Source organism: Streptomyces sp. NEAU-YJ-81 (genome assembly GCF_017592595.1).
Lineage (GTDB): Bacteria > Actinomycetota > Actinomycetes > Streptomycetales > Streptomycetaceae > Streptomyces > Streptomyces hygroscopicus_B.
This window is the reverse complement of sequence record NZ_JAGFNO010000004.1, coordinates 150,898-175,605: the sequence shown is the minus strand read 5'-3', so window position 1 is coordinate 175,605 and position 24,708 is coordinate 150,898. Positions and strand designations below refer to the sequence as shown.

At 69.3% G+C, this 24,708-nt stretch carries 24 protein-coding genes and 2 pseudogenes; 10 read left to right on the top strand and 16 right to left on the bottom strand.

The features are described 5' to 3' along the window. Window positions 1–33: 33 nt before the first annotated feature. Entirely contained in the window at window positions 34–162 is a 129-nt protein-coding gene (locus tag J5X86_RS51955; RefSeq protein WP_279595192.1) for a hypothetical protein, read from the bottom strand. Between the two features lie 319 nt (window positions 163–481). On the opposite strand from J5X86_RS51955, the gene J5X86_RS11985 reads away from it, so the two are divergent. From J5X86_RS11985 to J5X86_RS11975, 3 genes are all read left to right on the top strand, one after another. Next, window positions 482–721, top strand: coding sequence for a hypothetical protein (locus tag J5X86_RS11985; RefSeq protein ID WP_014057972.1), 240 nt, complete (start codon window positions 482–484; stop codon window positions 719–721). Between the two features lie 222 nt (window positions 722–943). Further along, entirely contained in the window at window positions 944–3,163 is a 2,220-nt protein-coding gene (locus J5X86_RS11980) for a helix-turn-helix domain-containing protein (RefSeq protein WP_208516724.1), read from the top strand. A 5-nt stretch (window positions 3,164–3,168) separates the two neighbouring features. Beyond that, window positions 3,169–3,723, top strand: coding sequence for an XRE family transcriptional regulator (locus J5X86_RS11975; RefSeq protein ID WP_208516723.1), 555 nt, complete (start codon window positions 3,169–3,171; stop codon window positions 3,721–3,723). A gap of 36 nt (window positions 3,724–3,759) precedes the next feature. Here the strand turns inward: J5X86_RS11975 and J5X86_RS11970 are convergent, their stop codons facing one another. Together J5X86_RS11970 and J5X86_RS11965 are read right to left on the bottom strand one after the other, a co-directional pair. Further along, window positions 3,760–4,281 (bottom strand): YceI family protein, encoded by a 522-nt coding sequence (locus J5X86_RS11970; RefSeq protein WP_208516722.1) that lies wholly within the window; start codon window positions 4,279–4,281, stop codon window positions 3,760–3,762. Window positions 4,282–4,359: 78 nt separating this feature from the next. Continuing rightward, entirely contained in the window at window positions 4,360–5,253 is an 894-nt protein-coding gene (locus J5X86_RS11965) for an NAD(P)-dependent oxidoreductase (RefSeq protein WP_208516721.1), read from the bottom strand. Window positions 5,254–5,314: 61 nt separating this feature from the next. On the opposite strand from J5X86_RS11965, the gene J5X86_RS11960 reads away from it, so the two are divergent. Beyond that, window positions 5,315–5,665 carry a helix-turn-helix domain-containing protein gene (locus J5X86_RS11960; RefSeq protein ID WP_078638311.1) on the top strand — a complete coding sequence of 117 codons (351 nt, stop codon included), beginning with the start codon at window positions 5,315–5,317 and terminating at the stop codon, window positions 5,663–5,665. Between the two features lie 293 nt (window positions 5,666–5,958). Here the strand turns inward: J5X86_RS11960 and J5X86_RS11955 are convergent, their stop codons facing one another. From J5X86_RS11955 to J5X86_RS11940, 4 genes are all read right to left on the bottom strand, one after another. Continuing rightward, window positions 5,959–6,231, bottom strand: coding sequence for a hypothetical protein (locus J5X86_RS11955; protein ID WP_243980140.1), 273 nt, complete (start codon window positions 6,229–6,231; stop codon window positions 5,959–5,961). Window positions 6,232–6,350: 119 nt separating this feature from the next. After that, window positions 6,351–6,602 (bottom strand): hypothetical protein, encoded by a 252-nt coding sequence (locus J5X86_RS11950; RefSeq protein WP_208516720.1) that lies wholly within the window; start codon window positions 6,600–6,602, stop codon window positions 6,351–6,353. A gap of 769 nt (window positions 6,603–7,371) precedes the next feature. Further along, window positions 7,372–7,686 carry a helix-turn-helix transcriptional regulator gene (locus tag J5X86_RS11945; RefSeq protein ID WP_208516719.1) on the bottom strand — a complete coding sequence of 105 codons (315 nt, stop codon included), beginning with the start codon at window positions 7,684–7,686 and terminating at the stop codon, window positions 7,372–7,374. Continuing rightward, window positions 7,683–8,747, bottom strand: coding sequence for a site-specific integrase (locus tag J5X86_RS11940; protein ID WP_208516718.1), 1,065 nt, complete (start codon window positions 8,745–8,747; stop codon window positions 7,683–7,685). Before J5X86_RS11940 ends, J5X86_RS11945 begins: the two co-directional genes overlap by 4 nt. A 145-nt stretch (window positions 8,748–8,892) precedes the next feature. Here J5X86_RS11940 and J5X86_RS11935 point away from each other — a divergent pair. After that, a pseudogene (locus tag J5X86_RS11935) lies at window positions 8,893–9,042 on the top strand (ATP-binding protein); the annotation flags it as partial. A gap of 52 nt (window positions 9,043–9,094) precedes the next feature. Here the strand turns inward: J5X86_RS11935 and J5X86_RS11930 are convergent. Then, on the bottom strand, window positions 9,095–9,337 hold the full coding sequence (locus J5X86_RS11930) for a GNAT family N-acetyltransferase (protein ID WP_208516717.1): 243 nt from the start codon (window positions 9,335–9,337) through the stop codon (window positions 9,095–9,097). Window positions 9,338–9,496: 159 nt separating this feature from the next. Between J5X86_RS11930 and J5X86_RS11925 the strand changes: the two are divergent. After that, window positions 9,497–9,880, top strand: a pseudogene (locus J5X86_RS11925) (transposase); the annotation flags it as partial. A gap of 136 nt (window positions 9,881–10,016) precedes the next feature. On the opposite strand, the gene J5X86_RS11920 reads toward J5X86_RS11925, so the two are convergent. From J5X86_RS11920 to J5X86_RS11895, 6 genes are all read right to left on the bottom strand, one after another. Continuing rightward, complete coding sequence (locus J5X86_RS11920) at window positions 10,017–10,754, bottom strand: dienelactone hydrolase family protein (protein ID WP_208516715.1); 738 nt, start codon at window positions 10,752–10,754, stop codon at window positions 10,017–10,019. 250 nt (window positions 10,755–11,004) lie between these two features. Further along, a complete protein-coding gene (locus J5X86_RS11915) occupies window positions 11,005–11,487 on the bottom strand; it encodes a hypothetical protein (protein ID WP_208516714.1) in 483 nt (160 codons plus the stop codon). Beyond that, on the bottom strand, window positions 11,484–12,569 hold the full coding sequence (locus tag J5X86_RS11910) for a hypothetical protein (RefSeq protein ID WP_208516713.1): 1,086 nt from the start codon (window positions 12,567–12,569) through the stop codon (window positions 11,484–11,486). Before J5X86_RS11910 ends, J5X86_RS11915 begins: the two co-directional genes overlap by 4 nt. Window positions 12,570–12,595: 26 nt before the next feature. Then, window positions 12,596–13,630 (bottom strand): hypothetical protein, encoded by a 1,035-nt coding sequence (locus J5X86_RS11905; RefSeq protein WP_208516712.1) that lies wholly within the window; start codon window positions 13,628–13,630, stop codon window positions 12,596–12,598. Next, the gene (locus J5X86_RS11900; protein ID WP_208516711.1) at window positions 13,627–14,592 is read right to left on the bottom strand and encodes a hypothetical protein; all 966 of its coding nucleotides are present in this window, start codon (window positions 14,590–14,592) and stop codon (window positions 13,627–13,629) included. Before J5X86_RS11900 ends, J5X86_RS11905 begins: the two co-directional genes overlap by 4 nt. Then, on the bottom strand, window positions 14,580–15,206 hold the full coding sequence (locus J5X86_RS11895; RefSeq protein ID WP_208516710.1) for a hypothetical protein: 627 nt from the start codon (window positions 15,204–15,206) through the stop codon (window positions 14,580–14,582). Before J5X86_RS11895 ends, J5X86_RS11900 begins: the two co-directional genes overlap by 13 nt. A 714-nt stretch (window positions 15,207–15,920) precedes the next feature. Here J5X86_RS11895 and J5X86_RS11890 point away from each other — a divergent pair. Both J5X86_RS11890 and J5X86_RS11885 read left to right on the top strand, forming a co-directional pair. After that, window positions 15,921–19,739: a CHAT domain-containing protein gene (locus J5X86_RS11890; protein WP_208516709.1), complete on the top strand. Its 3,819-nt coding sequence runs from the start codon at window positions 15,921–15,923 to the stop codon at window positions 19,737–19,739. A gap of 785 nt (window positions 19,740–20,524) precedes the next feature. Continuing rightward, complete coding sequence (locus J5X86_RS11885) at window positions 20,525–21,577, top strand: hypothetical protein (protein ID WP_208516708.1); 1,053 nt, start codon at window positions 20,525–20,527, stop codon at window positions 21,575–21,577. Between the two features lie 239 nt (window positions 21,578–21,816). Here the strand turns inward: J5X86_RS11885 and J5X86_RS11880 are convergent, their stop codons facing one another. Next, window positions 21,817–22,353 (bottom strand): hypothetical protein, encoded by a 537-nt coding sequence (locus tag J5X86_RS11880; protein WP_308124516.1) that lies wholly within the window; start codon window positions 22,351–22,353, stop codon window positions 21,817–21,819. Window positions 22,354–22,876: 523 nt separating this feature from the next. On the opposite strand from J5X86_RS11880, the gene J5X86_RS11875 reads away from it, so the two are divergent. Then, window positions 22,877–23,521, top strand: coding sequence for a hypothetical protein (locus J5X86_RS11875; protein WP_208516706.1), 645 nt, complete (start codon window positions 22,877–22,879; stop codon window positions 23,519–23,521). A 52-nt stretch (window positions 23,522–23,573) separates the two neighbouring features. Here the strand turns inward: J5X86_RS11875 and J5X86_RS11870 are convergent, their stop codons facing one another. Next, a complete protein-coding gene (locus tag J5X86_RS11870; protein ID WP_208516705.1) occupies window positions 23,574–23,768 on the bottom strand; it encodes a hypothetical protein in 195 nt (64 codons plus the stop codon). 633 nt (window positions 23,769–24,401) lie between these two features. Here J5X86_RS11870 and J5X86_RS11865 point away from each other — a divergent pair. Then, complete coding sequence (locus J5X86_RS11865; RefSeq protein WP_208516704.1) at window positions 24,402–24,701, top strand: hypothetical protein; 300 nt, start codon at window positions 24,402–24,404, stop codon at window positions 24,699–24,701. Window positions 24,702–24,708 lie beyond the last annotated feature (7 nt).

Genomic DNA, 24,708 nt, shown 5'->3' with positions numbered 1-24,708 from the left:
GGCACCGGGTCGGTGGGTGTCAGCCGCGGGGTGTCAGCCGCAGTTGGTCTCGGCCTTCTCGAAGCGCACACCGTCGATCCAGCTCCACCAGTCCACGCAGGTAACGGCGGCAGGGGCCTGCGCCGGTGCCAATCCGGGGACGGGAGTGGACTGCTCGGGCAAGAAACGTGAGCGGAAAAGAAGCTGACGGTCACCGGGCGACCAGTGGAAGGGATATCGAACTCTTTGGAACCTGTGTCCCTGAAGCGGCGTACCGCGCATGCCGCCCGTTCGCCTCCCCGCAGCCCCTCCTGCTGCTGACGCGAGTAGATCGGGCATGTGGTGTGGTGTTTTGGTGGAGGGGATGGGGGTGTTTTCTGGTGCTTCTTCGGCGCTTTTGCCGGGCGGGCTGTTGTTGCTGGGCGGGGGCGTCCCGGGCGGTTCTGGCGATGGTGCGTCTCTCTTAGACTGTGCCGGTCCCCAAGTTGATCGGAGCACTCCTATGCGTCGCCTTGCCGCCGCCCTTTTGGTAATGACCGCTTTTGCCTCGCTCGCCGGCTGCGCGCAGGATTTCGACCGGGGCCCTGATGGGACGGTCTCCGACAAGGTCAAGGACGGAAAGAAGTTCTACTTGGTCGTCGATCCGGCCAAGGGCGGCGACGAGAAGAAGTTCCGCGTCAGTAAGTACGACTATCACGACTGCAACCGAGGGTCGAAGTACCCCAAGTGTGTTGACGATTAATCAGCTCGTCTTCGCCTCGATCGCAGGGTCGGCCGTGCCTTTCGGCCGACCCGCCATCTCGCCGGCCCGGAACTCTCTGGCCTGGAACTCCCCGGCCCGGAACGGCCCCAGCCTCCGCACTCCCACCGCGTTCGCAGCGTTCGCGACAGGTGTGATTGAGCGTGCGATGAAGTGTGCGTTGCGGAGAGCGATGGGGATAGGGTTTGCCCGGAGGTGAGCCCTGTGCCCGCTGAGGACGAGTTGTTCAGCGCTGTCGACGCGCTGCTGGAGCAGGTCGCCCAGGACGATCTGCCGGCACCCGCGGAGCGCAAGAGGCTGCGCGAGGCCGCGGGGCTGAGCCAGGCCGGGATCGCCAAGGCGCTGGACATCCGCCGGGAAGCGGTGGGCAACTGGGAATCCGGCAAAACCGAGCCGCGGCAGCCGAAGCGTGCCGCCTACGCCCGGCTTCTGCAGGGCCTGGCCGCCCGCTTCCCCGCCCCGGCCGAGGAGGCACCGGGGACAGCGGCCCCCGCCGCCCCCGAACCGTCACCTCCCGCCCAGCCCGCGCCGACGCAGACCCCGTCCCCAGGCCAGGGCACTTCCTCCGAGCGGAGTCCTCAGCGGCCCGGGGCGACCGTCGCGCAGAACACGACCCAGCGACTCCAGCCTGCCGCCACGGCCCCGGCGCAGCGGGCCCGTCCGCCCCGGCCGTCCACTTCGCGGCGCCCGGACGCGACGGAGTCGGCCGGGACCACCACCGCCGCCACCTCTGCCGTGGACCCGCGCTTCGCCAACGGCCCGCTGGCGGTCGTGGATGTCGTGGACGGCCAGGTCTGGGCGTACTGCCCCGGCGGCCTGGTCCTGGACATCCCGGCCAAGTCCCTTCCGTCGCTGGTGGAGTGGACTCTGACCGAGGCGCGGCTGGGCGCGCCCCGGCTGAACCGCAACGGCAGGGACGCCGACCCGGTTCTGGTGCTCACGGACGCGGCCGCGGCGCGCTTCGGCCTCCCGGCCCGGCTGGCCGACGAGGAGCGGCGGGCCGGGAGGCTGCCCGAGGGCCATAAGGTCCTCAAGGAACTGGAGCGGGCCGACTGGCGGCTCACCCGGCGCGGGCTCGGCCCGTGGGCACGGATCTACCGTCCCGCCGAGGGCTCGCGACGCGCCTGCGTCCAGCTGTGCGTCCTGGGCTGGGAGGCCCTCGATGCGCGCTCGTGGGGCGAGGCCGCACAGTTGCCGCCCGCCGATCTGGTGCATCTGCTGGGCACTTACGCCGACCGCGTCATGACTCCCTGCGGCTCCACCGCCGTCACCGGCCTGGAGCTGATGACCGCTCTGCACCCGCCCACGCGCGCGGGTGAGCCGGACAGCGGCGGTCGGCGGCCCAGTGAGCACAACCCCGGCTCGCTGGGCACCCAGCCGGTTCAGTGCGCCCCGCCCGAGGCCCCCGACGGCCACCCACTCCTGGCACACCTGCCGCGCTTCCACCAGCGCACCCCCGAGGAGGCGCTGGTGGAGGAGGCATACGACTGGGCGCGCCCGCTCACCGACGACGAGTGCGCCAAGCGCTTCGTGGTGGGCATCGACGTCAACATGGCCTTCGCCGCGGCCGCCAACGGCACCGTCTTCGGCCTCGGCGAGCCCGTGCACGCCAAGCAGCCGCCGTTCGACCCGAAGATCCCCGGCTCATGGCTGGTGGACCTCTCCCACGTCGAACTGGATCCGCGCCTGCCGAGCCCCTTCACCCCGACCGGGGAGCGGCCGGCGGGACCCGCCTGGTACGCCACGCCGACCGTCGCCTACGCCGTCGAACTCGGCTACGGCGTCGCCCCCACCGAGGCGTACGTCCGCCCGGACAACGGCCGCTACCTGGACGCCTGGTACACCCGGCTGCGGGACGCCTATATCGCCACGATGGCCGACCTGGGGGTCACCACCGGCATGGGACCGCGGGAGTTCCTGACCGCGATGGACGGCCACCGGCGGACCGATCCGCAGCTGGCGATCGTCCTCTCCGCGATCAAGGCGACCGTCAAGGGGGGCATCGGCAAGCTGCGCGAACGCCCCCGCGGCGGTGGCTGGCGCCCGGGTCAGCCCTGGCCCGCGCTCCAGCGCCCGACCTGGCGGCCCGACATCCGTGCCGCGGTCATCTCCAAGGCGCGGGTCAACATGCACCGCAAAATGCTCAAGACGGCGGCGGCCACCGGCCAGTACCCGGTGGCGGTCCTCTCCGACTGCGCCGTCTACCCCTCCGACGGGCCCAGCCCGCTGGACTTCCTGCCCCACAAGGACGGCAAAGCGCTGCCGGGCGGCTTCCGGATCGGCGTGAGTCCGGGGATGGTGAAACACGAAGGCACTCAGACGACGCTGTGGGCCGAGGGCGTGCGCGAGGAGCACGGCGATGACCTCAACCTCGCCCGGTACATCAAGGACGGCCACGTCACCGCCCCGGACAACGGAGAGTAGAGACGATGGGCAAGCTCGCGGAGAGCCTGGACAAGGCGGTGGAAGGCACCTTCACCCGCCCCGTCCCCAAGTCGGCCGGTGCGCAGATGCGCTATCTGGTCAGGCAGCTCAAGGGCACCCGGCCGGTGGCCGACCTGCTCGGCATTTCCCAGCGCACCGTCGAGCGGTACGTCAAGGGCCAGCTCAAGCGGCCCCGCACGCCTCTCGCCACCCGCATAGACCGCGAGGTGAGAAAGCGGTGGCAGCCGCAGATCCGCGCCAGGGCCAAGAAACAGGCCGCCACCACTGGTGGCATCGTCCTCGACACCCGCGCCCGCTTCGGCTACACCGCCGCCCCCGGCACCACCGACGACGCCCGGCTGCGCCACATCACCCAGGCGTTGCCGCCGCAGTACGCCGCCCGCCTCTTCGACGCCCAGGCACAGGGCGGCGCCGAACAGCAACTGCTCGACATTGCCGCCGAGGGCCTGCAGGAGATCTACTTCAAGGACCGCGGCCGCCGCGCCCAGGGCCTGCTCGTGGAGTTCACCGACATCGACTACATCGAGGTCGACCTGTAAGGAGCGGAACGATGTGCCAGGGCCGGATCGATGTGCTCAGCGGCCGGCGACGATATCCAAGGTGATCTTCAGGCGGCGAGCCGCCATACCTTTGGCCTTGCTGACACCGAAGGCGTACCGGTCGATGGAAGCGGCGCCGTTGGCGGTGATGCGTTTGCCCTCGCCGACCATGCTGTCGATCGCGACGACTACCGGCTGGGTCACTCCGCAGACGGTCAACTCCCCTCGAAGTGAGGCTCCTTGGGCGGATTGATCCAGGCTCTGGCCCCGGAACTGGATCGTGGGGTGCCGCTCCACGTCCAGGAAGTCGGACGACCTGACGTGGTCGTCGCGCCGCTGAATGCCGGACGCGAAGCTGGCCGCGTCCATCTCGACGTCCACCGACGACGCTTCCGGCGTCTCGGCAATGGTGATCCGGCCCTGCCTGATGCTGAACGTCCCATGGACCGGGAGTAGCCCCAAGGCCCGCGTGGCGAAGCGCACGGTCGATGCGGCCGGATCGATTTCGTAGGTGCCCGCTGCTGGTAAGGACAGCTCCGCAGCGCTGGAAATCGCCATGTTCGTAGCCTCCGTATGCTGAAGTCCCTCTTGAGTGGATGAGGATCTCGTACACACGGTGGCTGCACCAGACCCCCTTCAACTACCGCTGCGGCCCAGCACCTCGGCGACGCGGATGAACCCGTCCGTGCCATGGCCCAGCCCGATGGCGCGGCGAGCCATGCCCTCGGCCGCGCGCATCACGCCCGCGTCGATGCCGTGGCCCTCGGAGGTGTGGACGATATGGGCCATGGACGAGACCGCCGAGGTGATCGGGTTGCCTTCACCGGAAAAGGTGCCGCGGTCCACTTCCTCCGCGGTCTCCTCGAAGAGCGGCGGGAGAATCGCGCCGATGCCCTGGGCGAAGGGCGCCAACTCCCGAGCGCTGATCCCCTCCGCTCGCGCCACGGCCAGGGCGTGTGCGTAGCCCGCCATCGCCGTCCAGAAGATGTCGAGCAGCGCGATGTCGTAGGCCGCCGCCCGGCCGATCTCCTCGCCGAGGTGGGTATGGGTACCGCCCAGCGTGTCCAGCACGGGCCGGTGCTCCTCGTAGAGCTCCGCCGGGCCGCTGTGGATGAACACCGCGGCAGGCGTCCCGATGGTGTTGATCGGCGTCATGATCGCACCGTCGAGGTACCGGATGCCGTACCCGGCCGCCCAGTCCGAGGTGTCCCGAGCCCGGTCCGGAGTGTCCGCGGTCAGGTTCACGACGGTGCGTTCCTTAAGCGCATCGGTGACCTCGTCGCGCCGCAGGATCGCGTCCGACGCGTCGTAGTTCACCACGCAGACCACGGTCAACTCGCTTGTAGCGACGGCCTCTTCCGCCGATCGCGCGCCGACCGCCCCGCGCTCGATCAGCTCCCGATCCCTGCCCGGCGTCCGGTTCCAGACCGTGGTCCGCAGCCCGGCGTCCAGGAACGCACCGGCCAGGGCGCGGCCCATCGGCCCCAGACCGAGCACGGTGACGGCAGACTGTTCGGAGTGCGTAGACATGAAACTTCAACTCCCATACGGATATACACGTAAGTAATAACTCAAAGGAAATTGAGCGAAGATGACACGCAGTCGTGCTCAGGACACGAATGTCTGCGGAGTGACCGCCGCGATCGCCGTGATCGACGGCAAGTGGAAGACCGCCCTGCTCTGGGCACTGGAGTCCGGACCGCATCGCCCCGGCGAGCTGCGCCGGCGGCTCCCTGGCCTCAGCGAGAAGGTTCTGACTCAGGCGCTCCGTGAGATGGAGGCGGACGGGCTGGTGCACCGGGAGGTGCACGATGTGCTGCCGCTGAAGACCGTGTACTCCCTGACCGCGTTCGGCCGCGACCTCTCCGAGGCGCTGGCTCCCCTGTCCGATTGGGGCCACCGCCGCCTGGAGAAGCTGGCCGAGGCCCAGTCGGGCCCCTGACGCAACGCCCCTCCGTCTCATCCGATCCGGCGGCCCTCCGACCGCCCGCAACAAGATTCGCTCCGTCGTCCGTCGCTGCCAAGTACCCACAAAAAAGTGGGTACAGCGGGCGGACGGCAGGGGAGCGGCGGGGCTGGCCGGATACGCAGGCCGCGCACCGAGGTGCTGGGCCGTACGACCGCCACGTCGATTGCCTTTCCGCGGCCAACCGACGGAATTCGCCGACCTGCTGAAACGCGGTTCCTGGGGCGTGCAGGGCAGTTGCAAAGTCGTGTGATCTGACGCTGTGCTGGTCAGCTGATGCCGAGGAGGTCCAGCGGACGGGAGAAGGGCTGGGAGGAGACGTGCCGGAGGGCGGCGGCGATGTTCTGGTGCCCGGCCCGTCGGAGGGTGCTGACGGCGAGGTTGCGCAAGGTGGCCATGTTCTCCGGTCCGCGGCCGGTACGGATGCGGCCGGCGTTCTCGGCGAAGGTCGTGTCGCGCACGAAGTGCAGCCGGTTTTCGATACCCCAGAGGGAGCGTGCCAGTTCGCCGAGCTGCTGCGGCGACGCCTGCGTCGAGGGCAAGTCGGTAATCGCCTAGATCGTCTTGCGGGTGAGTCGGCCGGTTGCGGCGTTCGCGCGGAAGCGCTTGATCCGGGCGGCCTGGACCGCGCCGGGAAAGACCAGCCCCAGCCCGTCAACGGTCAGCACCTTGACGGACCCGCAATTCGCGCCGCCCATGCCCGCGGCTTGCGGGCCGCATGGCGGGCGGTGACCCGGCTCCAGGGCAGCGAGCGCGGCACCGTGAACAGGGACGGCTGGTTGTTCTTGACCACCAGCAGGTAGTGCGCCAGCTTGTCCTGGGTGAGGAAGCGGACGTGCTCGCGCTGGGTGTGCAGCGCGTCGGCGGTGACGACGATCCCGGTCAGGTCGAAGGGGGGCGAGTAGCCGGGCAAAGCCCGTGATCTCGTTGGTCTTGTCCGGCACCCGTAGCTGACTGATCGTCTGCCCGTCGCTGGTCATCGCGGTCAGCAGATGTGCGGACGGGACGTGGCCGTTGCGGGAGCCGCGGGCACTCTTGCCGTCCACCGCGAGTGTGGTGGCCCCGGCCGGATCGCCACCGGCCAAGTCGGCCAGCCCACCTGGGCAGACCCGCTCCAGCACCCGGCGGATGGTCGCGGCACCGGGCGCTATACGCACCGCGAAGGCGCCGATGACCCGGGCGAGCCGATCATGGAGATGTTCACCGCGGATGAAGGGGCGCCCGGGATGCCCTTGCCAGCAGGGCGAACACAGCCCCAGCCCGGCATGTTTGCGGACCTGGCCGCACTCGCGGCAGGTCCGCGGCGGCTGCTTGCCCTGCCGGGGGCGCGAGCAGTGACCGCACCATCCGGTGTCTTCCCGCAGATAGCCGGGCCTGCCGCAGCGCGAGCACGGCTGCTGTTGGGCGAGGCGGTCGGCTCTGCGGCGGCAGGCCCGGCAGAGACGGTTCGAGGCGGCGCGGACCGGATGGCCGCACTGCTCACATACGCGCGAGCAGTTGATGCACCGGCCGGTGTCCGGCTGGAGTACGCGGTCCCGCCCGCAGGACGGACATGTCGCCTGCGCGGCCTGTTCCTGCAGGCGGCGCCAGCACCGGCAGCAGTGCTGGCGGTCGAGATAGCCGACCGGGGCACCGCAGGTGACGCAGTCGCGTTGCTTCTTACCCATGCCGCTGTCCGCTGGTCACAGGGGCGGCATCGACCGGCCCCGGGCGGAGGCGGCCTTGGGCGGATCGGCCACCCGCCGGGGCGGCGCGACGGGCCGCTCGACCGGGGTGGTGTCGACCTCGATCAGGTCGTTCGGGGTGCACTCCAGCGCGGTGCACAACGCGGCCAGTGTGGTCATCTTTACCTGCGATGGTTCCTTGGTGAACAGCGCAGACACCGAGGCGGACGACAGTTCCAGGCCGGCCTTCTCAGCCAGTAGCCGTCGCAGCTCGGTGCCGGTCCACACCTCGCGCTGGGCGGCGGTCATCCGCAGCCGCCATCGGATCTTCATGCCGGGGTGTCCTTCCCGGTCAGCTCGGCGAGGGTGCCGGCGACGGCCCGCTGATAGGCGTCCTCGATGAACGTCGCGGAGGGCGGGACATAACGCATCGTTGAGCTGACCGTCCAGTGCCCGAGCATCTGCTGGATCGCCACCAGGTCGACGCCGCGTTCGTAGTTGTGGGTCGCGCAGGCCCTCCGCAGGGCATGCGGGCTGAACCGCTCGGACTGCGGGCGCCCTTCGAGCTCCATGAGATAGCGCAGCCGGTTGCGGATCGTCCCGCGATGCAGGCTGCCGCCGGACTCGTCCGCGAACAGCACTGAAGAATCAGGGAACTTGGACCGCACGTCGTCCAGGAACCACCGCAGCACCAGGTCCAGGCCGTCGAGCATGGGCACCCAGCGTGGCCGCGGCCCGGAAGTGTGAGCCCCTTTGCCGAAGCGGACGTGGAGCTTGCCGAACGGACCCCGCGAAAAGTGCACGTCCTGCTTCTCCAGCAGCGATGCCTCCTCCGAGCGGAGCCCGGCGTGATACAGCGTCCGGAACATCGCATAGTCCCTTGCGGCGGGTCCGTACTTCCTCGCCGTCGCGATCCGCTGCTTTATGAAGTCGAAGAACTCCACCACCCGTTCCGGTGTCGGCGGCGGCATCAGGGCCGGGGAGTCGTCGCCGACATGCCGGGAGGCGTTGAACTCATCGACCGGACAGACCAGCCTCACGCCAAACGCGGCCTCGATCTCGGCGGCCCTGCGGGCCTGCAGGAATCGGTGGAACCCCTTGAAGATCTGGACATACTCGCGCCGGGTCGAGGTCTTGCGGCCCTTGACCGCGAGGTCACCGACCACACGGTCGATGTCCTCGGGGGTCACCTCCCACGCGGGTCGGCCCAGGGCGGCCAGCGTCCGTTCCAGCAGGCCGATGTCGTTGTCGATGGTCACGGGGCTGAACCCGCGGGCTCGCCACGAGGCGACGAACGCGTCGACACAAGCGGCTTGGAACTGCCACGGGTCCGTCGCCAGAGGCTCTTGCGGCACGGCCCCGCCCGCGATGACCTGGAGTCTCGGCTCGGCCACTGGCACACCTTCCTCGCACCTGAACGGTCAAGGCAGCACCTCGAAAACCAGGCTGCCACCGCGAGAACCAACGAAGACCTCAGGAACGGGATACGGCCAGGTGGCAGCGGCAACTCTTGTGAGGGAACAAGTGCCAGCCCCAGATGGCTGGATCAAGACGTTCACCGACCCGCGGCTCTGCGCGGCCATCGTCGACCGCCTGACCTTCAACGGCGCGATCATCGAGACCGACACCGACTCCTACCGGCTGGCCAGCACCAGAGCCCGTGCCGAGGAACACGTCGTCGCCAGCTGAAGATCTTCCTCCCGGCCTCTGAGTACCTGACCAGGGGCCGGGAGACCAAGGATCACAACGCGATCAGTCCCGCCGGCGTCTCTCTGAAGCCGCAGGCATCGAAGTAGAACGTCCGCAAGTGCTCTTCGAAGTCGACATGCAGCCACTCACACCCTGCCGCACGGCACCCCTCAGCAGCTGCCCTGATCAGTGCGGATCCCACTCCGTTCGAACGACAGCGCTGAGCCACTTCGGCATGCAACTCGTTAAGAGCTGAGTTGTCGACGTCGCCTCGCCACTCATACGTGATCGTCATGGTCCGAACCTAGTGACCATCAGAGCCGGACTACAGGACGGGCCGCGACTCACGCAGCCTCAGCTGCCGTCAAAACTGCTGAACAACAAGCGCGTCGAAGATCACTAAGTGCTGCTCAAACTCGTCGGCAACTGCTGCCGCAACAAACGAACGAAGCCACACGACAGCGTCGCCGCCCGTGAAGCCCTCCTCCGGCTCCGGCTGATGCATCCCGAAATCACCATCGTCTGGGCCGACTTGGCCTACGCGGGCACCCTCGTGGCCTGGGCCGAGTCCTTCCTCCACCTCACGATCAAGACCGTGAGCAGGCCCAAGGGCGCCAAGGGCTTCGTGATCCTGCCGAGGCGTTGGGTGGTGGAGAGGTCACTGGCCTGGTTATCGCATGCGCGTCGAAACGTGCGCGACTACGAGACCCGGCCTGAGCACTCCGAGGCGATGCTCACCCTTGCCTCGATCACGCTCATGACCCGCAGACTCACCCGGCCAGCCGTCCAGCCCAACGCATCCCTGCCCCGATCTGCCGAACCCGTCCACGCTGCTTGAGGCGTCACAGGTCCGACGGGAGCGGCATCGCGATGGACGCGACGATGCCGTCCATCGCGTCGTTCAGGACCGCCTCGCGCTCGGCCGGGTCAGTGCATGACGCCATCCAAGCCTGGGGCCAGCATGTTCGCCTGGGTCATGCCCCCAGCTCCTCCGGCACGGGCAGGCACTCGGCGAGCAGGTCGACGACGTCGCGCCAGGCTCGCTGTGCGTGCTGCGGGTGGTAGCCGACGCCGGGGACCGTGGGGTGGTCGACCGGCGGATGGTGGAAGGCGTGCAAGGCGCCGCCGTAGACCGCGAGGCGCCAGTCGACGCCCGCGGCCTGCATCTCAGCGGTGAACGCGTTCCGTTGCGCGGGCGGCATGATCGGGTCTTCCGACCCGACCCCGGCCCACACCGGGCAGCGAATACGCGCCGCCTCGCCCAGTCGGCCCGTGGTCAGTGCGTTGACTGTGCCGATCGCGCGCAGGTTGACGCCGTCGCGCCCGAGTTCCAGCCCGACAGCGCCCCCGGTGCCGTAGCCGACGGCGGCGATCCGGTCGGGGTCGGTCCGCGGTTCGGTGCGCAACACGTCGAGCGCTGCATGGCCGATGCTCCGCATCCGGTCGGGATCAGCGAGCAGTGGCATGCAACGGGCCAGCATCTCCTCGGGGTCGCTCAAATAGCGCCCGCCGTGAAGGTCGAAGGCCAGCGCTATGTATCCCAGTTCGGCGAGAGCATCGGCCCGGCGGCGCTCGACGTCGCTGAGCCCCGTGCCCTCTGGTCCGAGCAGCACTGCGGGCCGGCGGTCGACACCGGCCGGGAGCGCGAGGTGCCCGATCATCGTCAGACCGTCGGCCGGGTACTCGACCGTACGCGTCGTAATCGTCTTCATGAGACTGGACTGTAGTGATCGTCGAGCCCGGTCCGGCCGCTGTTCTGCCGCTGGCAGAGCAGCGCGGACACCCCCCTGAAATACGGCGAGGGCTCACAAGAACCGTCACAAACCTCGTCGCCACGGCAGCTATCCATCCCGTTGCCCCTTTGACCCGTATCTCGGTCAGGCCTCTCACCGGTTTGGAGATGGGTTCTGACTACAGGAGGACGCCCCGGCCCGGAGGGTGGTCCGGGGCGGGGCGGGGTTGTCAGGTCGGGCGCAGTGCGCGGACTACTCCGTCGCCGGCATCGGAGAGCTGTGACCTGAGCTTTCCGGCATCCCTTTCCAGTTCTGCATTGCGCAAGGCCAGGATCTGGATCTGGTTGGCGTAGGTCGCCGCGGTGTCCTTCAACTCCCTGACCTCGGCGGCGTGCTCCCGGCGGAGCGCGCGTTCCTGCTTGCGCAGTCGGGCGACCTCGGCCTTGAGCTCGTCGACCTCGGGACGCTTGACCTCGGGGGCAGAGAGGATCTCCTTGATCGCGGCGGCGACCGGCGAGCGGTAGTAGGAAGCTCGTGACACCCCGCCCTCGGCGGCGATGTTCACAGCAGTCACGGAGCCGTCGGTGATCGCCGGGCGGCCGTCCATGAGTCGTTCGAAGGCCCGCATGATCTGCCGGTCGATGTCGGTCAGCCTCTCGTGCTCACGGACCAGACGGGCGAAGACGCTCTGGGTGATGCTGATGGTGGTCATGCGGACACTCCTTCCTCGTCACGGAGCTCGGCGATCAGCTGGGTGAGCGTCGACAGGTGTTCCTCGATGGCGATCCGCTGGAACGTGGGAACGTCGTCGGTGCGGGCGAACTCCTCGGCGGCGAGATCACGGGCCCGGGCCATCCTGGGCAGATGAATGGACGAGTGGCGCGCATTCGGGCAGGCCAAGCACACGCTGAGCATAGGAAGCGGCCGGCCGAGGGGCTTGGCGCGCTTGCCGCAGACGGCGGTCCCGGCGTGGTGGAAGCAGTCGTTGAGGATGCCTGGATGCAGGGTGCGAGTGAGGTGCCGAAGCGCGGCTCTCAGCCGTTCGGGGCTGGCGACCGTGCCGGGCAGGTCACCCAGCTCGGCCCTGATCCGGTCGAAGTCCGCTGCCACGCGGCCAGCAGCCCCACCGGCGGACCGGCCACCCTCGTTGTGGTCGTGATAGAGGTCCTCGACGTAGTCCAGCAGCGCGACCGCCTTCTCCGACGCGACCTCGTCGGCGAAGCCCGAGGCAGAGGTGCCCGCATAACCTTCGAAGATCGCGAAGGCGTTGTGCTTGTACTGCCTCGTGCCGGCGACGACGCCGAACGGCTGGTGTGCGATATGCCAGGCCAACGTGCGCCGGAACTGCCGGGTGTCGAACCACCAGGGCTGAACCGGCCCCGTGCCCGCGTCGTCCCCGGTCTCGTCTGCGGCCTCCTGGCCAAGCTCGGGATCGTCAGCCGCCTCGTCATCGGCGTACTCGTCGACGATGGGCAACGGAATGTAGGGCTCGCCCTGGATGCTGAAGAGGTCATTGAGGTGCTGCTGGAAGTTCTTCAGACGCAGCGTCACGTCGCTGAACAGGCCGTAGCCCGCCTTCTCTCCGATCCAGGTTCCGCAGAGGTGGGTTGGATCGTCGTTGATCTGCTTGAGGACCTCGACCGCCTGGTGCACGACGTCCAGGACCACCCACTCGGCTTCGTCGCCCGTGAGCTTGCGGCCTTTGAATACCCGGCCCTTGATCTTGTAGCGGGTGCGGCCGTCGGCCCCAGGCTCGGTGAAGGCGCACTCGCGGCCGAGCTCCCGCACCTCCATGTCCCTCATTCCGGACAGGTAGGCGATCACGATCCAGCAGGCTGTCCTGAGACCACCTCGCTGGCCAGGGATGCGGCGGACAGTTCGGAGCGCCATGGCAGGCCGTTGTCGGGCCATTTCGACATCGGGACGGCAAGGCCGCCCTCCTCCCAGCCGAGCTCCCTGCCGGCGGCCTCGATCTCCCGTCGCAGGTGCCGTACGCGGTGAGCCCGGATCAGCATTGCGGTCATATTCAGGTTGGGGGCCTGCACCACCCCGTCGACGACATTCGCGGAACAAGCGCCTCGATATTCAATCGGCAGGGTCGGCATGCCACGACCCAGCGCACGGCGCTCGGCGATGAAGGCGTCCAGTCGTTCACGCGTCTGGCCGGGGACGATGTCGCTTTTGGACTGCTTCTCCTGTAGACGCTCCAGTAGTGCTTGTGCAGCCAGGAGGTCCCGGCTGGCGACTTGGACGTAGAACAGGGCGGCAGACAACAGCGGTCGCATGATCTCCTCGGGGATGCGCGAAGTGCTGTTCTCCCGTTGCGTCTTCAGCTTGGCCACCTGCTTGGCACTGCGATGCGGCCAAGGAACGATGGCCAGCCGGTCGCCCGTCAGGAAGGGTCCGTGGCCGGAGAGGTGCTTGAGCAGGTTGACCTTGCTGACGACCGCATGCGGCCCCTGCGCTTTCCAGCGAGTGACCAGCGTCTCCAGATGACCGGCCTCGACGTCCTGCAGACGCCGGACGCCGACCGCACGCAGGTCCTGGAAGAGGCTGACGAGCCGAGTGCACTGCGTCGGGGCCGAAGTGGGCTTCATCGGGTGGTGGGTGCGTCCGGTGCGGCGTCGCAGCCGCGAGTAGAGGAACTCCTTCGCGGTCTGCCGATGGAGCCCGGCTTCGAACCGGAGGAAATCGATGCGGCCAGACGCCTCGGTCCGGGGAAAGAAGTCACCCAGATCCCACACGTCGTCGCCGAAGCGCGGGCCCCGAGAGGCGTGATCCCTGGTCAGCCGATTGGGCAGGACGTAGTCATCCGGTGCGGGGGCTGGCGCCGCCTTGGACAGTGGGAGAGTCATCGCAGCGTCTCCAGAAATGAGGCGGGCAGCGCCAGACGGGGACCATCGGCCTCCGCAATGGCCTGGGCAGTGGCGATCTGAAGCGCGCTGAAGCGGGCCAGGACACCTTTGACGATCCGCTCGTGCGCGACCGCGAAACGGGCCGTCCACTCGGCCGTGGAGAACTCCTCGCGCTGAGCCTCGATGGTCCCGAGGACAGAGAGCACGGCGGGCAGGTGACGCGTCGTAAAGACCGCGTTCGGGCACTCCAGGCAGACCCAGGGCGGAACCGGACACGCGGCCCCCTTCTTGAAGGAGTAAGGCGGGTCGAAGAAGTTCCGGCAGGACGACAACCACACGTCGGTGGCCCCGGACAGGGCATGGCGAACTGCCTCTGGGGGCACTTCCTGGCTGCCGTCGTCCAGGCGCCCGCCCTCTTCGTCCAGTACCACCGGTGGCGGAAGGTGGACGGCGAGGGCCTCGCTCAGCCCGGCCTCGACCGCCTGGTCATGGATCTCCTCGTGAGCGCCGATGTCGGCGTAGTGACGCCCTGCGACCTCGCGGGTATGGCCGGTGGCAAAATCCGGCAGCACACCCCCGGCCTGCAAGTACCGCTTCGACTTGAAGGACTTGCGCAGGCGCCGCAAATCCAGGTTGACCGGCTTCCCACCCCTGTCCTGCATGGCATCGAAGCCGTGCTCGGCCAGGAAGAGACCCCGATTCCAAGTACTCAGCAGCACCCGTGCCCCGGACGCCGGGCCCAAGGCACCCGTCGCGTCGGCGAGGCTCACCCACAGGTCGTCGTATCCGCCCAGCTCCCGTGCGCGCTTGGTCAACCGCATCGCCAGCCGCAGGACCCCGCCGGGAGAGCGCAGGTTGCCGCCGTCGCGGATGCGCATGCTCTTGTGCGGATCACCACCCGCGCGTCGCTTGTAGTACTGGACACTCACGAAGCCGCGAGCGGCGTTGGTCAGGCAGCCCACCTAAGATCCTTGATCGCCTCGGGTTCCATCCCCGTCTGGCAGGCCAGCAGCACATGGAAGGACAGCAAGTCCCGCCTCGACAAGTAGAGGTGGCTGTTGACGCCGCGGATGTACCCGTTCGCGGCGACACCCCGGATGCCCCGATATTCAGCGGTCAGGGGGCCGTGCTCGTTGATGAACCACAGGATGTTCTCAAGCCGCCCCCAGCCGTGGATCTTTGGATTCCTACCTGCGGCGGCCAGGCGCTCTCCGGCCAGGATGCGATCGCGGATCCTGCCGACCTCCGCGCGTGCAGCGGCCTCGAACGCCTCGAAGACCGGCACGGGGTAGGCGTCCAGTGGCTTCCCGGTAGCCCGCCTCTCACTCATCGTGTAGGCGATCCGCGAGCGCAGGTCCAGATCGAAGCGCCCTGGATGGGCCTGGTTGACCTGCCTCAGCAGCCGCACGACCTGGCACATCGCCGCCGAAGCCGATCCGCTGCTCGGGCCGTAGTGGTCCGTCAGCCTCTCCTCATAGGCGTCCACCAGATCGGCGTCCAGATCGTCCAGGTCGATGTCCTCGCCGTGCTCGGGCATCACCGCAACAGCGAACCCGAGGAAAAGATCTGCGCCCACGCCTCTCCCCACCCAGAAGGCTCCGCCCCCGAAGAAGGAGCTCACGGAGCAGCAGACAAAGCCGGAGGCTGAAGCTCAGCGGGATCAGATACAGCCGGGAGCCTCTGCGGATCCTCGGTTTACCGCGGTAAACCAGAACCAGGGGGAGCCGAGCGGTGCAGAGACGCAGAAGGAGGAGCCACCGCATCTCGAGCCCGTCACCACGGAGGCAATGCCGTGGGGTGATCCGGAGGCTGTGGCTCGCATCGCGAGTGAACGGATGTCGGAGGAGAACCTGCGCAGGCTGGGCAAGCTGTTGCTGAGTGATTCTCTGTAGAACGCAGACAGCGGCCCCCGCCGCCCGGGTCCGGGTGGCGGGGGCCGCTTCGTGTGTGGCCGAAAGCTGTTTCGAGTAGCCGGGCGTCGGTGGATCGCAACTCGCCGATGGGCACCATACAAAAGTCCGGGGCGCATCGGCGTTCGGTGTCGCCGTCAGCGGGCGTCGCCGAGTGCGGCTTCCTCCAGCGCCCGCAGGATCATCCGGACCTCGTCCTCGGGCACGGCCTGGACGACGTCGCCGAGCTGCACCACGTAGCTGGACGCCAGCGACGCGGCGCACCACGGCGGCGGCCGACCGCTGGATGCTTCCTAGAGCACTTCCCAGGCCAGTCCCCCGATGGAAAGTGGGGTAGGAACAAACGGGGCATCAGCCGCGTGCGGGGGAAGGGGGACGCGATGACCGACGGGGGAGGGCACTCGACCGGTGACGGCGCGCCGGACGCGCTCATGGAGCGGGCCGTCGCCGCTGTCCGGGAGGCCCGGGAGCTGCTGAACGGCGACGACATCGACGGCCTGTTGCGGTCCGCCGCGCTGCGCCGGGTGATGGACCGGCTGACCGACATCGAGGGGCTGCTACCGGCGGACCACCCGGCCCGGACGTTCGTCGTGCCCCAACTGGGAGCCCTGATCGGGCTGCGCTGCACCCACGACGGCGACGCGGACCCCGGGGAACGGGAGACGGCGCTGCGCCACCTGCGCTGGGCCGATCGCGCCCTGCCGGTCGACCACCTGCCGGCGGTGGAGTCCCGGACGGTGCTGGTCGGCCTGCTGCTGGGCGGGGCCGTTGCCGTGGCACCCGAGCCGCCACGGGCGGATCTGACAGAGGCCCGAGAGATCGTCGAGCGACTCGCGCGGGCCCCGATGAACCCGGACTTCCACGAGACCACTGCGGCGGTGCGGCGGCGGATCGACCGCTCGCTGGCGCGACCGCCCGCCGATCCGGTCGCCGACGCCGTCCATGGTCTGGTGTCCCTGGCCTCCTCCCTCAGCACTGCGCGGTTCACCCGCCTGCTGGTGTGGCTGTTCGCGGAGCTGTACGGCTCCCAACCGGAACAGGACATCGGGGTCGGGCTGACCGAAATGCAGCTGGATCCGGTCGGTATCCGGCTGCTGGGCGCCCTCGCCCGCGCGGTCGGACCGGGCGCGGGCACACCTGCCGCCCGCGCCCGGGGCGTTCGCCGGGCCGGCGAACTGGCCCAGCAGGCCCTGTCCGAGCTGCCGCCGAACACCCTGGAGCGGGCCCACGTCGCCAAGCTCCACGCGTATCTGCTGCTGGTGACGGATTTGCTGGCGCCGGGCAGCGTGGACTTCGACGAGCTGGATCCGGCCGCGCTGGAGCCGGAGTGCGCCGACCGCGCCCAGTGGCCCGTCGCCCTCGACCTGGACCCGGGCCTGGTCCCACATCTCGACGACTGGACCCGGGACTTCTCCGCTGAACTGGGGCTCCGCGAACGGACGATGGCCGCCAACCTCGACCGGCTGCTGGCCTACCGCAGCGGCGACCCGGGGCATCTGGAACGGGCCGCCGCGCTGCTGCGGGACTCGATCGGGTCGGCTCCCGAGGACCACCCGCTGGCCACTACCGCCCGCGCCACTCTGTCCGAGGTCCTGGCCCAGTCCGCCGCCGACGGCAACCACCAGGACGCCGAGGCCGCTTTGGCGATCGCCAGGGAGCTGCGGGCCGCCGCGGTGCGGGACGGCTCCGCGCCGGATGCGTCGGAGGGGTCGAACGCGTCGGATGCGTCGGACTCCGCGGTCGGCCTCACGCTGTCCTGGGCCGGTCTCGAACTCGGCCGGATGCGCACCAACGGCGATCCGACCGGGCTACCGGAGCTGATCGAGGAGCTGACCGGCCGGTACGAGGCCCTGCCGCCGGACAGCGCGGAGCGCGGCAAGCTGGCGAGCACCCTTGCCGAGGCTTACCGGATCCGCGTCCGGCACTGGCCGGACCCGGCCGGAGAGCGCCTCGCCGCCCACTACCTCGGCGAGGCGGAGCGGGCGGGCGAGAGGTCGCTGGAGCCGACGCTGTTCACGATCCATAAGGGCTCACCCATCGAGGGCCGGGCTGCACTCGACCGGGCGCTCGCCGACGCTGACGCGGAGCTGCGCCGCACCCTGGAGGAACCCCGCGTCAACCACGATCAGGAGTATCTGGCGCGGGGGCGGCTCGGTCTGCTGCTGTTGATGGGTTTCCAGCGGTTCGGGGAACCGGCCCTGCTGGACCGGGCCATCGCCGAGCTGACCCCGGTACGCCGTCTGATCTCCGGGGGACACGCCTCGGTCCACCGGGGCGACACCCTGGAGAAGCTGTCCGAGGCCCACCTCTGGCGCAGTCGGCGCGACGGTCCGCACCGCGCCGCGGACCTGCGGGCCACGCTCGACATCACCCACCAAGCGCTGACGGAACTGGCCGCCGACGTCCTGCTTCAACTCGGTGCCGAACATGGCCTCGCGGTGGCCCGCGACGGGGCGGTGCTGAGCCGACGGCTGGCGTTCGGAGCCATCTGGCTGTCCGCCCGCCCGGACGAGGCGGTGCGGGCATTGGAACTCGGCCGTGCCATGGTGTTGCGGGCAGCGGCCGCCTCCCGCGGCATCCCCGACCTCCTGGCGGCCGACGGCCACCTCGAACTGGCCCGGCGGTGGCGCGCCCAGACCGCCGCCACGGCATCGCCGGAGGCCGCCGGTCCCCGGATGACGGGGGCGCTGCGCCGGATGGCGCTCAACGCGCTGGGTGCCCAGGGCGACAGCGCGGGCGTGGAGGCGGTGCTCGGCGTGCCGGAGGTGGCCGAGCTCGCGGCCGGCCTGGCCGCGACGCGGACTGATGCGCTGGTCTACCTCGTGCCCGGGCAGGGCCTCCGCTACCCCGCCCCAGGTTTCGCGCTGATCGTCCGGTCTGACTCCGCCCAGCCCCACGTTCTGCCGCTGCCACAGCTGTTGGGCACCGGCAGTGCCCCACTGGACCGCTACCTGAAAGCCGCCGCCGACCGATCCGGCGCAGCCGTCGACCCTGCCCGATACCCCAGCCTGCAGACCGAGCGCCACTGGCAGACGGCACTGGCCGACCTGTGCGACTGGGCATGGGAAGCGGCCATCGGGCCGCTGCTGGATGCCTTGGGTTTGTCGGGCGGGGACGCTCTGCGCCTGTCCGGTGGGAATGCCTCGGGTCGGTCCGGTGCGGACGCTCTGGGTCCGTCCGGCGGGGACACCCTGGGTCCGTCCGGCGGGGACACCCTGGGCCCGCTCGGCGGGGACGCACCCGGCCTGTCCGAGGGGGACGCGAGCCCGTCCGGCAGCAACGCCCCCGGCCCGGCCCTCCGGCCGCCGCGGATCGTGCTCGTCCCGTGTGGGCCGCTCGGGGCCGTGGTGTGGCATGCGGCTCGGCGGCCGCGGGCGGCCGGGGAGCCCGGTCATCGGTTTGCCTGTCAGGACGCGGTCTTCAGTTACGCCCCCTCCGGGGCCCAGTTCCTGCGGGCCGCGGGGCGTCGGCGGCTGCCTGCCACCGGGCGTCAGGTTCTGGTCGCCGACCCGGACCTCACCCTGCTGTGGGCCGAGGCCGAGACCGACGCCCTGCGCACCGCCTGCTACCCCGACGCCCTGCGCTACGGCGCGTTCCTCGCCTCCGACGAGCCCGAGGACGCCCCCGGCACCCCCGATGACCTGCTCGCCGTTCTGCCAGGCGGCAACATCCCGGCATCCGTTCTGCACATCTCCTGCCACGCTGTGGCCGGTCCGCACCCCACCCGGTCCGCGCTGCGGCTGGCCGCCGGGCCGGACGCCGAACCCAACGCCGGCCTGCTGACCGTGGCCCGCCTCCTGGACGGCGCCGCCGACCGGCCGCCGGACACGGCCGGGCCACTGATCGTGCTCAGCGCCTGCGAGACGGACCTGAGCACCCGGGACCACGACGAGTCGCTCACCCTTGCCACCGCTCTGGTGGCCCGCGGCGCGGCCGACGCGGTCGGCTCCCGCTGGGCGGTGCGCGACAGCCAGACGGCCGTGATGATGGCCGTCTTCCACCACTTCCTGACCGCCGAGGGCCTGGCGCCGCCCGACGCCCTGCGCGCCACCCAGCTGTGGATGCTGGACCCCGACCGTACCCCGCCGCCCACCCTCCGCGGTGAGCTGCTCTACGAGGCGACCGGCCCGGACCTGGACCGGATCCACCACTGGGCCGCCTTCACCCACCAGGGCAACCCGGCCCCCGGAGTCGCTTGACGTAAGTCCGGGTCCGGCCAGTGAGAGCGCCGTGGCCGACCCGTGTCGCCGCGGCTTACTCGTGAAGCCAGAGTCCTGTCCGCATCAGCCACAGGTCGAGCAGCTCCCTGCCACCGCCGGACTCGAGTCGCTCGTCGACCGACCGCCCATAGACGGTAGTGGTCGTAGAGCAACGCCAGATCCGCTTGGCCTCGGTAGCCGGGTCGAACTGCGGAGGCAGTTCGTAGGCCTCGTGGGCAAAGGTCCGGATGTGCGCGCCGCAGGGCCGCGGTGAGGGAGTCCGCCTCGTCGGTGAAGGCGGGCACCTCGCAAGGCCGGGTTGGCGGTGTCCCGTATCGGGACGTCTACCTCGTAGAACTCGCAGTGCGGCATGACGGCCCATCTCCTTCCTTGCCTGGTGTGAGAGGGGTCGCGGCGCCGCCCCGGCCCCGGCCGGTGGCGCACGCAGACCAGGGTCGGCGCGGCACAGAGGTCCGTCAGGCAGTGGCCGGGACGGGGGAGTCGAGGTCGACGCCGCGCAGCGTGTCGAGTACCTACGCGTCGAACCGGTCCTGATGCTGGGCGGCGGTGGTCAGGTCGGCGGCCTGGCTGCGGGCGTAGCAGACGGCAGCCGAGCTGCACGTCGGCGGGGATGGGCAGGGTAGGGGATGCGCGGCGCATCGGTGGCCAGGACGGCTCCGGTGTGCCCGCGCAACTGCCCGTCGGCGCCGTGTGGCGATAGATAAAGCCGTTGGCCGTCTAACGTGCGGCCGAGATAATCCGCATGTCAGAGGCGGGGAGGGTGGATGACGGTATTCGGGTGTGCGGGATGCGACGCTGTCCTCAGTAGCCAGCTCGCGCAGGTCGCGCTGCCTGTCCATGTCCATCAGAAGTGGGGCAACGGACTGCTACCCGTCCTCATGGAGCCGGGGACGTATGCCGTGGACTTGGAGCCCTCCGGGCCGCCGTGGCTCTCGTGGAGTGAGATCGGCGCGGACGAAGCAGCAGCTCGCGGCGTGTTCGCGCCAGAGCGCGCGCTCTCCTTCGGCCCCCCGGGAGCGATCGTCATTGCACCAGGTGATGCGCGCGGCACCATCCTGATCCCCGATCGATGCGGCGGCTGTTGCTGCGGGCTGGACGGCCGCGACGGCCCGAACCTCGCCTGCGCGCAGTGCGGTCAGCCAGTGGCCACCCGTATAGACGACTGTTCGCTGTGGCAGGCGGTGTGGTTCGCCCCGAACGCCGTACGCGCCCTGCCAGACAACCAGCCCACCGGCCGGACCACCGGTTGGGAATGGCAGAAATGGCAGTCTGTACCGCCGGTCGCCCCAGATGGCAGCTGGAGCCCGCGATGGGCCGCGGCCGTGGGGGCCGGACTAGCACACCTGCTGGCAGCCTCGGAAGGCACACCCGTGGCTCTTCCCAACGGCCCGATCACGGATACGTTCGGTCACGCACTCGATGCGCTGCTCCCCGCTGGGACGCCGGCGAAGACCGTGACGCTGGCGGGGCCTGGCGTTCCGACCCGGGAATTCACGGGCCGCATCTTGCTCGTGCCGCAGCACCCGCAGACGGGGGAGAGGTGGCTCGCTTCCACTACCGCCAAGACCGTGCCCATGCCCGCTGATGCATGGAAACAACTGGCCTCTCCTGGCGAACCGCTCCTGCTCCCCGTGACAGGTGGACTGCCCGACGGTGTTCAACGCGACGATCCGCTGCCGCGGTATCCGTGGGAGCCGCTTCGGCCCGACTGGGGCGTGTTCCTCCACACGCTGGCACGGATCCCCGCTGTCCGGGAACCGTGGCTGCGCAGGATCTACGACCGGGTGAAAGACCACCCGTACGCTCGTCCCTTCTAACAGGAGCCGAGGATCCGGCTCCTGGCGCAGAGCAGGATGCTGGTGAGGGCGGCTTCGGGGTCGGGATGGATGAGGACCAGGAGGAGGGGGTCGGCGTCGGCGGGCTGGCCGCCTGCCCCAAAACATCCGCGCCGTCGATTATTACGCCGTGATAATCGACACCGAGAGGTCGAACACTTTCCTGCAGACAACTGGAGCCCGTCCAGGAGAGCCTCACCGAACGTACCCCGCACCGTCTCTCAGTGGCCGTAGGGCGGCTCGAAACAGCCGGTCTCCACGAATGGCCCGTTGGTCTTGACCTCGTAGTTGGTCTTCTGCACGAACGCCGTGACGCAGGCGTCGTCGTGGACGCGAAGGCCGACCAGGGCTCCTTCGGGCGTGACGTTGTGGTCGACCTCGTAGCGCGGATACATCTCCCGTACGGTGAGCGTCCCGCCGAGACGCTCTCCCTTCGGCCCAGTCCGCTCCTCTTCGTAACCCAGTTCAAGTAGCGCCGCGCGCACGCTCTTGGGATCCCACTTCTTCTGCTCCCATAGCCGCTTGAGCACGGGCTCGATGCGGTCAGCTTCCTTCTGCGCGTCCTTGGCGCTGGCGGGGGACATCTCACCGGAGCGACGGTAGGCATTGTTGTCGCCGTGGTGCGGGGCACCGTCGACGATCCCGGGCTCCACGTAAGGAGAAGCGCCGGGGGAACTGGGACTGGAACTCGGGGATGTGGTCGAGGAGCCGACGGCCACGTCCGTGCCGTGCTGCTCACCGCAGGCGGTCAGAGACACAGCAGCACCCAGGAAGAGGGCGGTCGCAACGAAGTGTCTGCGCGCCCCTGACGTTAAGGTCAGCATGCGCATGACTCTGCCATGGCTCGGACGGATGCGGGTGCTGTAAGGCAGAGTGCAGCGCTGGCCAAGAAGGGCTCATTATCACGGCGTGATAGTTGGAGCACGGCAGAGCTGGGCGGTTCCGGCCCCCGCGTCCTTAACGCCGAGAGGACTGCCCGCCGGCGGCGGCCGACCGCTGGGTCCTTCCCAGGGCACTTCCCGGGCCGGCCCTTCATGACGTCGGGCACTGTCTCGGCGAGCGGCTGGTCGTGCTCGCGCCTGGCATAGATCACGTAGGCCGGGTTCTGAACGAGTGCAGCAGCGGACGGCCCCGCCCGCACTTCTCTCTGGGACGCCACAAGACCTTCGGTAGCGGCTGATCCCGTACGGGTGGCGCGAGCGCGCTCCCTGTCGCCAATCCGGGCGCAGCCCCTAAACTCCGGTTTGAGACCCACAACTCCCTTGCCAGTAGGGGGGATTCGTGCCCGACAGATCCTCCGCCGGAGCCGCGCAGGGTGCCGCCGACGACCCACGGCTGCTCGCGCTGCGTGCCGAAGTCGAGAAGCTCATTACCGAGGCCCAGATCGGTGCGCGGCGGGCGCAGCGCCGCGCCAAGCTGTGGCATGCGACCTATCTCAGCCTGGGTTTTCCTGCGGCGGTCCTCGCTGGCATCTCGGGCGCGGCGGGTCTGGCCTCGGCCGGGGCGCGGGTACCTGCGGCCATCCTGGCCCTCCTGGCCGCCGGGTTCTCGGCCGGGTCGACCTTCCTGCGGGCGGACGCCCGCCACATGACGAACCTCCGCAGACGCTACGCGTGGCAGAATCTCGAGACGCGCGCCCGTCTCATCCTGGCCTACGACGCCTATGAGGGCGCCGAGCATCTGCACACCGCCCTCCTGGGCCTGCATGAACTGCGCGTCGCCGTCCCATCCAGCGCCCTGGTCCTGGCCGAGCAGCAGGCGCCGACGATCCCGGCGCCAGCGCTTCCGCTGTCTGCAGTCCAGCCGCCAGCGGTCACGGCACCGGCGGTTCAGCAGCAAGTCATCCCGGCCCCAACGCCGCAGCCGCCCGCGATCCCCCCGCCCTCGCCCGACCCGTCACCGGAGCCGACCGACCCGGTCGGCTGACGCGCACCCGCCCGGCCCCCAAACCCATGCCGATCCGGCCGACCCCCTCCCGCTAAACCGCATCCGTGCCGCCCAAACCCACAGGTTCGGCGAGGACGCGCAGGTGCTCGCTGCATACGACGGCAAATGCGGTCCGGCTCGGGCAGCCGGACGCCGGGTCGCGGTGTTTCCCGGACGGCTTCACCGCCTGCTCGCAGGGGCTGTTGTTGGGGCGGCGTGGTTCGACGGTGACGGTGATGCGGGCCATCGAGGCTCCTTTGTCTGCGGGTGATGTGACGGCGGAGCGCCGTGCCCGCGTATGAGGCGGGCACGGCGCTCGGGGTGTGCCGGTGCTCGGTTACCAGCAGGGACTGGTCAGTGCGCACGTCCATGACGACGCGCGCGTTTTGCTCTGGGGGAGCTGTGCTGCGGCGTGGCGGCCGTAAGTGGGACTGCCGTTTTCGTACGCGTCGATCAGATCGCCGATGGCATCCGGGTTCTGCACCTCGCCGACCCAGACAGACCGTGCTCGGTGAAGACGGGCACGGTCGCGGTGTCAGCGTCGAACACGCGCAGGACACTAGCGGAACTGCCGCTGTCCGGGACAGGCCCTCGGATAACGCTGTGACCAGCCCAGACACCTCGGAACATGTCCGGGACAACGGTTCCTCATTGTGATGTTCAGCGCATGCCAGCAGGCTCAGGTCCGCTAACTCCGCAGCGCGGCTTCTTTCTCAAGATGCCGTCGACAGGAAACAAGGGGGTGTCACGAATGGCACGGTCAGTCTGGCTGAAGAGAACGCTCCTGCCGTGTGCTGTTGCCGTAACGGCACTGATAATGCAGACGTCTTCAGCGAGTGCCGGTACGTGGAACAACGAGATCAATGCTGGCTGGGGGCGAATGGAGGGCTACATCTCGCACGGCTCGGCCTCCAACACGGGCTGCTCCTATGCGAAGGTGAACAGCACGTATTCCTCAACACTGCATGACAACGATGCAGACGACGGGTACGGGGTCGTCGGGTACCTCATGTACACCGACTGCGCCACCGGCAAGCTCAAGCACAAGGTGATCGGTGAGGCCCACTACGGCGGCACGGTCGGGCTCAGCGCCAGCCCTGTCTACAACGCCAAGCTCCCTCGGTTCATGCTGTGCAAATCCTCGACGGGCGGCGGCAAGTGGATCGACTGCAGGACCTGAGGGGGAC

What these genes read in the sequence shown, in the direction of transcription:
- J5X86_RS11985 (WP_014057972.1), top strand. Translation starts at nt 482, where the DNA reads ATGCGTCGCCTTGCCGCCGCCCTTTTGGTAATGACCGCTTTTGCCTCG.
- J5X86_RS11975 (WP_208516723.1), top strand. Translation starts at nt 3,169, where the DNA reads ATGGGCAAGCTCGCGGAGAGCCTGGACAAGGCGGTGGAAGGCACCTTC.
- J5X86_RS11970 (WP_208516722.1), bottom strand. Translation starts at nt 4,281, where the DNA reads ATGGCGATTTCCAGCGCTGCGGAGCTGTCCTTACCAGCAGCGGGCACC.
- J5X86_RS11965 (WP_208516721.1), bottom strand. Translation starts at nt 5,253, where the DNA reads ATGTCTACGCACTCCGAACAGTCTGCCGTCACCGTGCTCGGTCTGGGG.
- J5X86_RS11960 (WP_078638311.1), top strand. Translation starts at nt 5,315, where the DNA reads ATGACACGCAGTCGTGCTCAGGACACGAATGTCTGCGGAGTGACCGCC.
- J5X86_RS11945 (WP_208516719.1), bottom strand. Translation starts at nt 7,686, where the DNA reads ATGAAGATCCGATGGCGGCTGCGGATGACCGCCGCCCAGCGCGAGGTG.
- J5X86_RS11930 (WP_208516717.1), bottom strand. Translation starts at nt 9,337, where the DNA reads ATGACGATCACGTATGAGTGGCGAGGCGACGTCGACAACTCAGCTCTT.
- J5X86_RS11920 (WP_208516715.1), bottom strand. Translation starts at nt 10,754, where the DNA reads ATGAAGACGATTACGACGCGTACGGTCGAGTACCCGGCCGACGGTCTG.
- J5X86_RS11915 (WP_208516714.1), bottom strand. Translation starts at nt 11,487, where the DNA reads ATGACCACCATCAGCATCACCCAGAGCGTCTTCGCCCGTCTGGTCCGT.
- J5X86_RS11910 (WP_208516713.1), bottom strand. Translation starts at nt 12,569, where the DNA reads ATGGAGGTGCGGGAGCTCGGCCGCGAGTGCGCCTTCACCGAGCCTGGG.
- J5X86_RS11905 (WP_208516712.1), bottom strand. Translation starts at nt 13,630, where the DNA reads ATGACTCTCCCACTGTCCAAGGCGGCGCCAGCCCCCGCACCGGATGAC.
- J5X86_RS11890 (WP_208516709.1), top strand. Translation starts at nt 15,921, where the DNA reads ATGACCGACGGGGGAGGGCACTCGACCGGTGACGGCGCGCCGGACGCG.
- J5X86_RS11885 (WP_208516708.1), top strand. Translation starts at nt 20,525, where the DNA reads ATGACGGTATTCGGGTGTGCGGGATGCGACGCTGTCCTCAGTAGCCAG.
- J5X86_RS11870 (WP_208516705.1), bottom strand. Translation starts at nt 23,768, where the DNA reads ATGGCCCGCATCACCGTCACCGTCGAACCACGCCGCCCCAACAACAGC.
- J5X86_RS11865 (WP_208516704.1), top strand. Translation starts at nt 24,402, where the DNA reads ATGGAGGGCTACATCTCGCACGGCTCGGCCTCCAACACGGGCTGCTCC.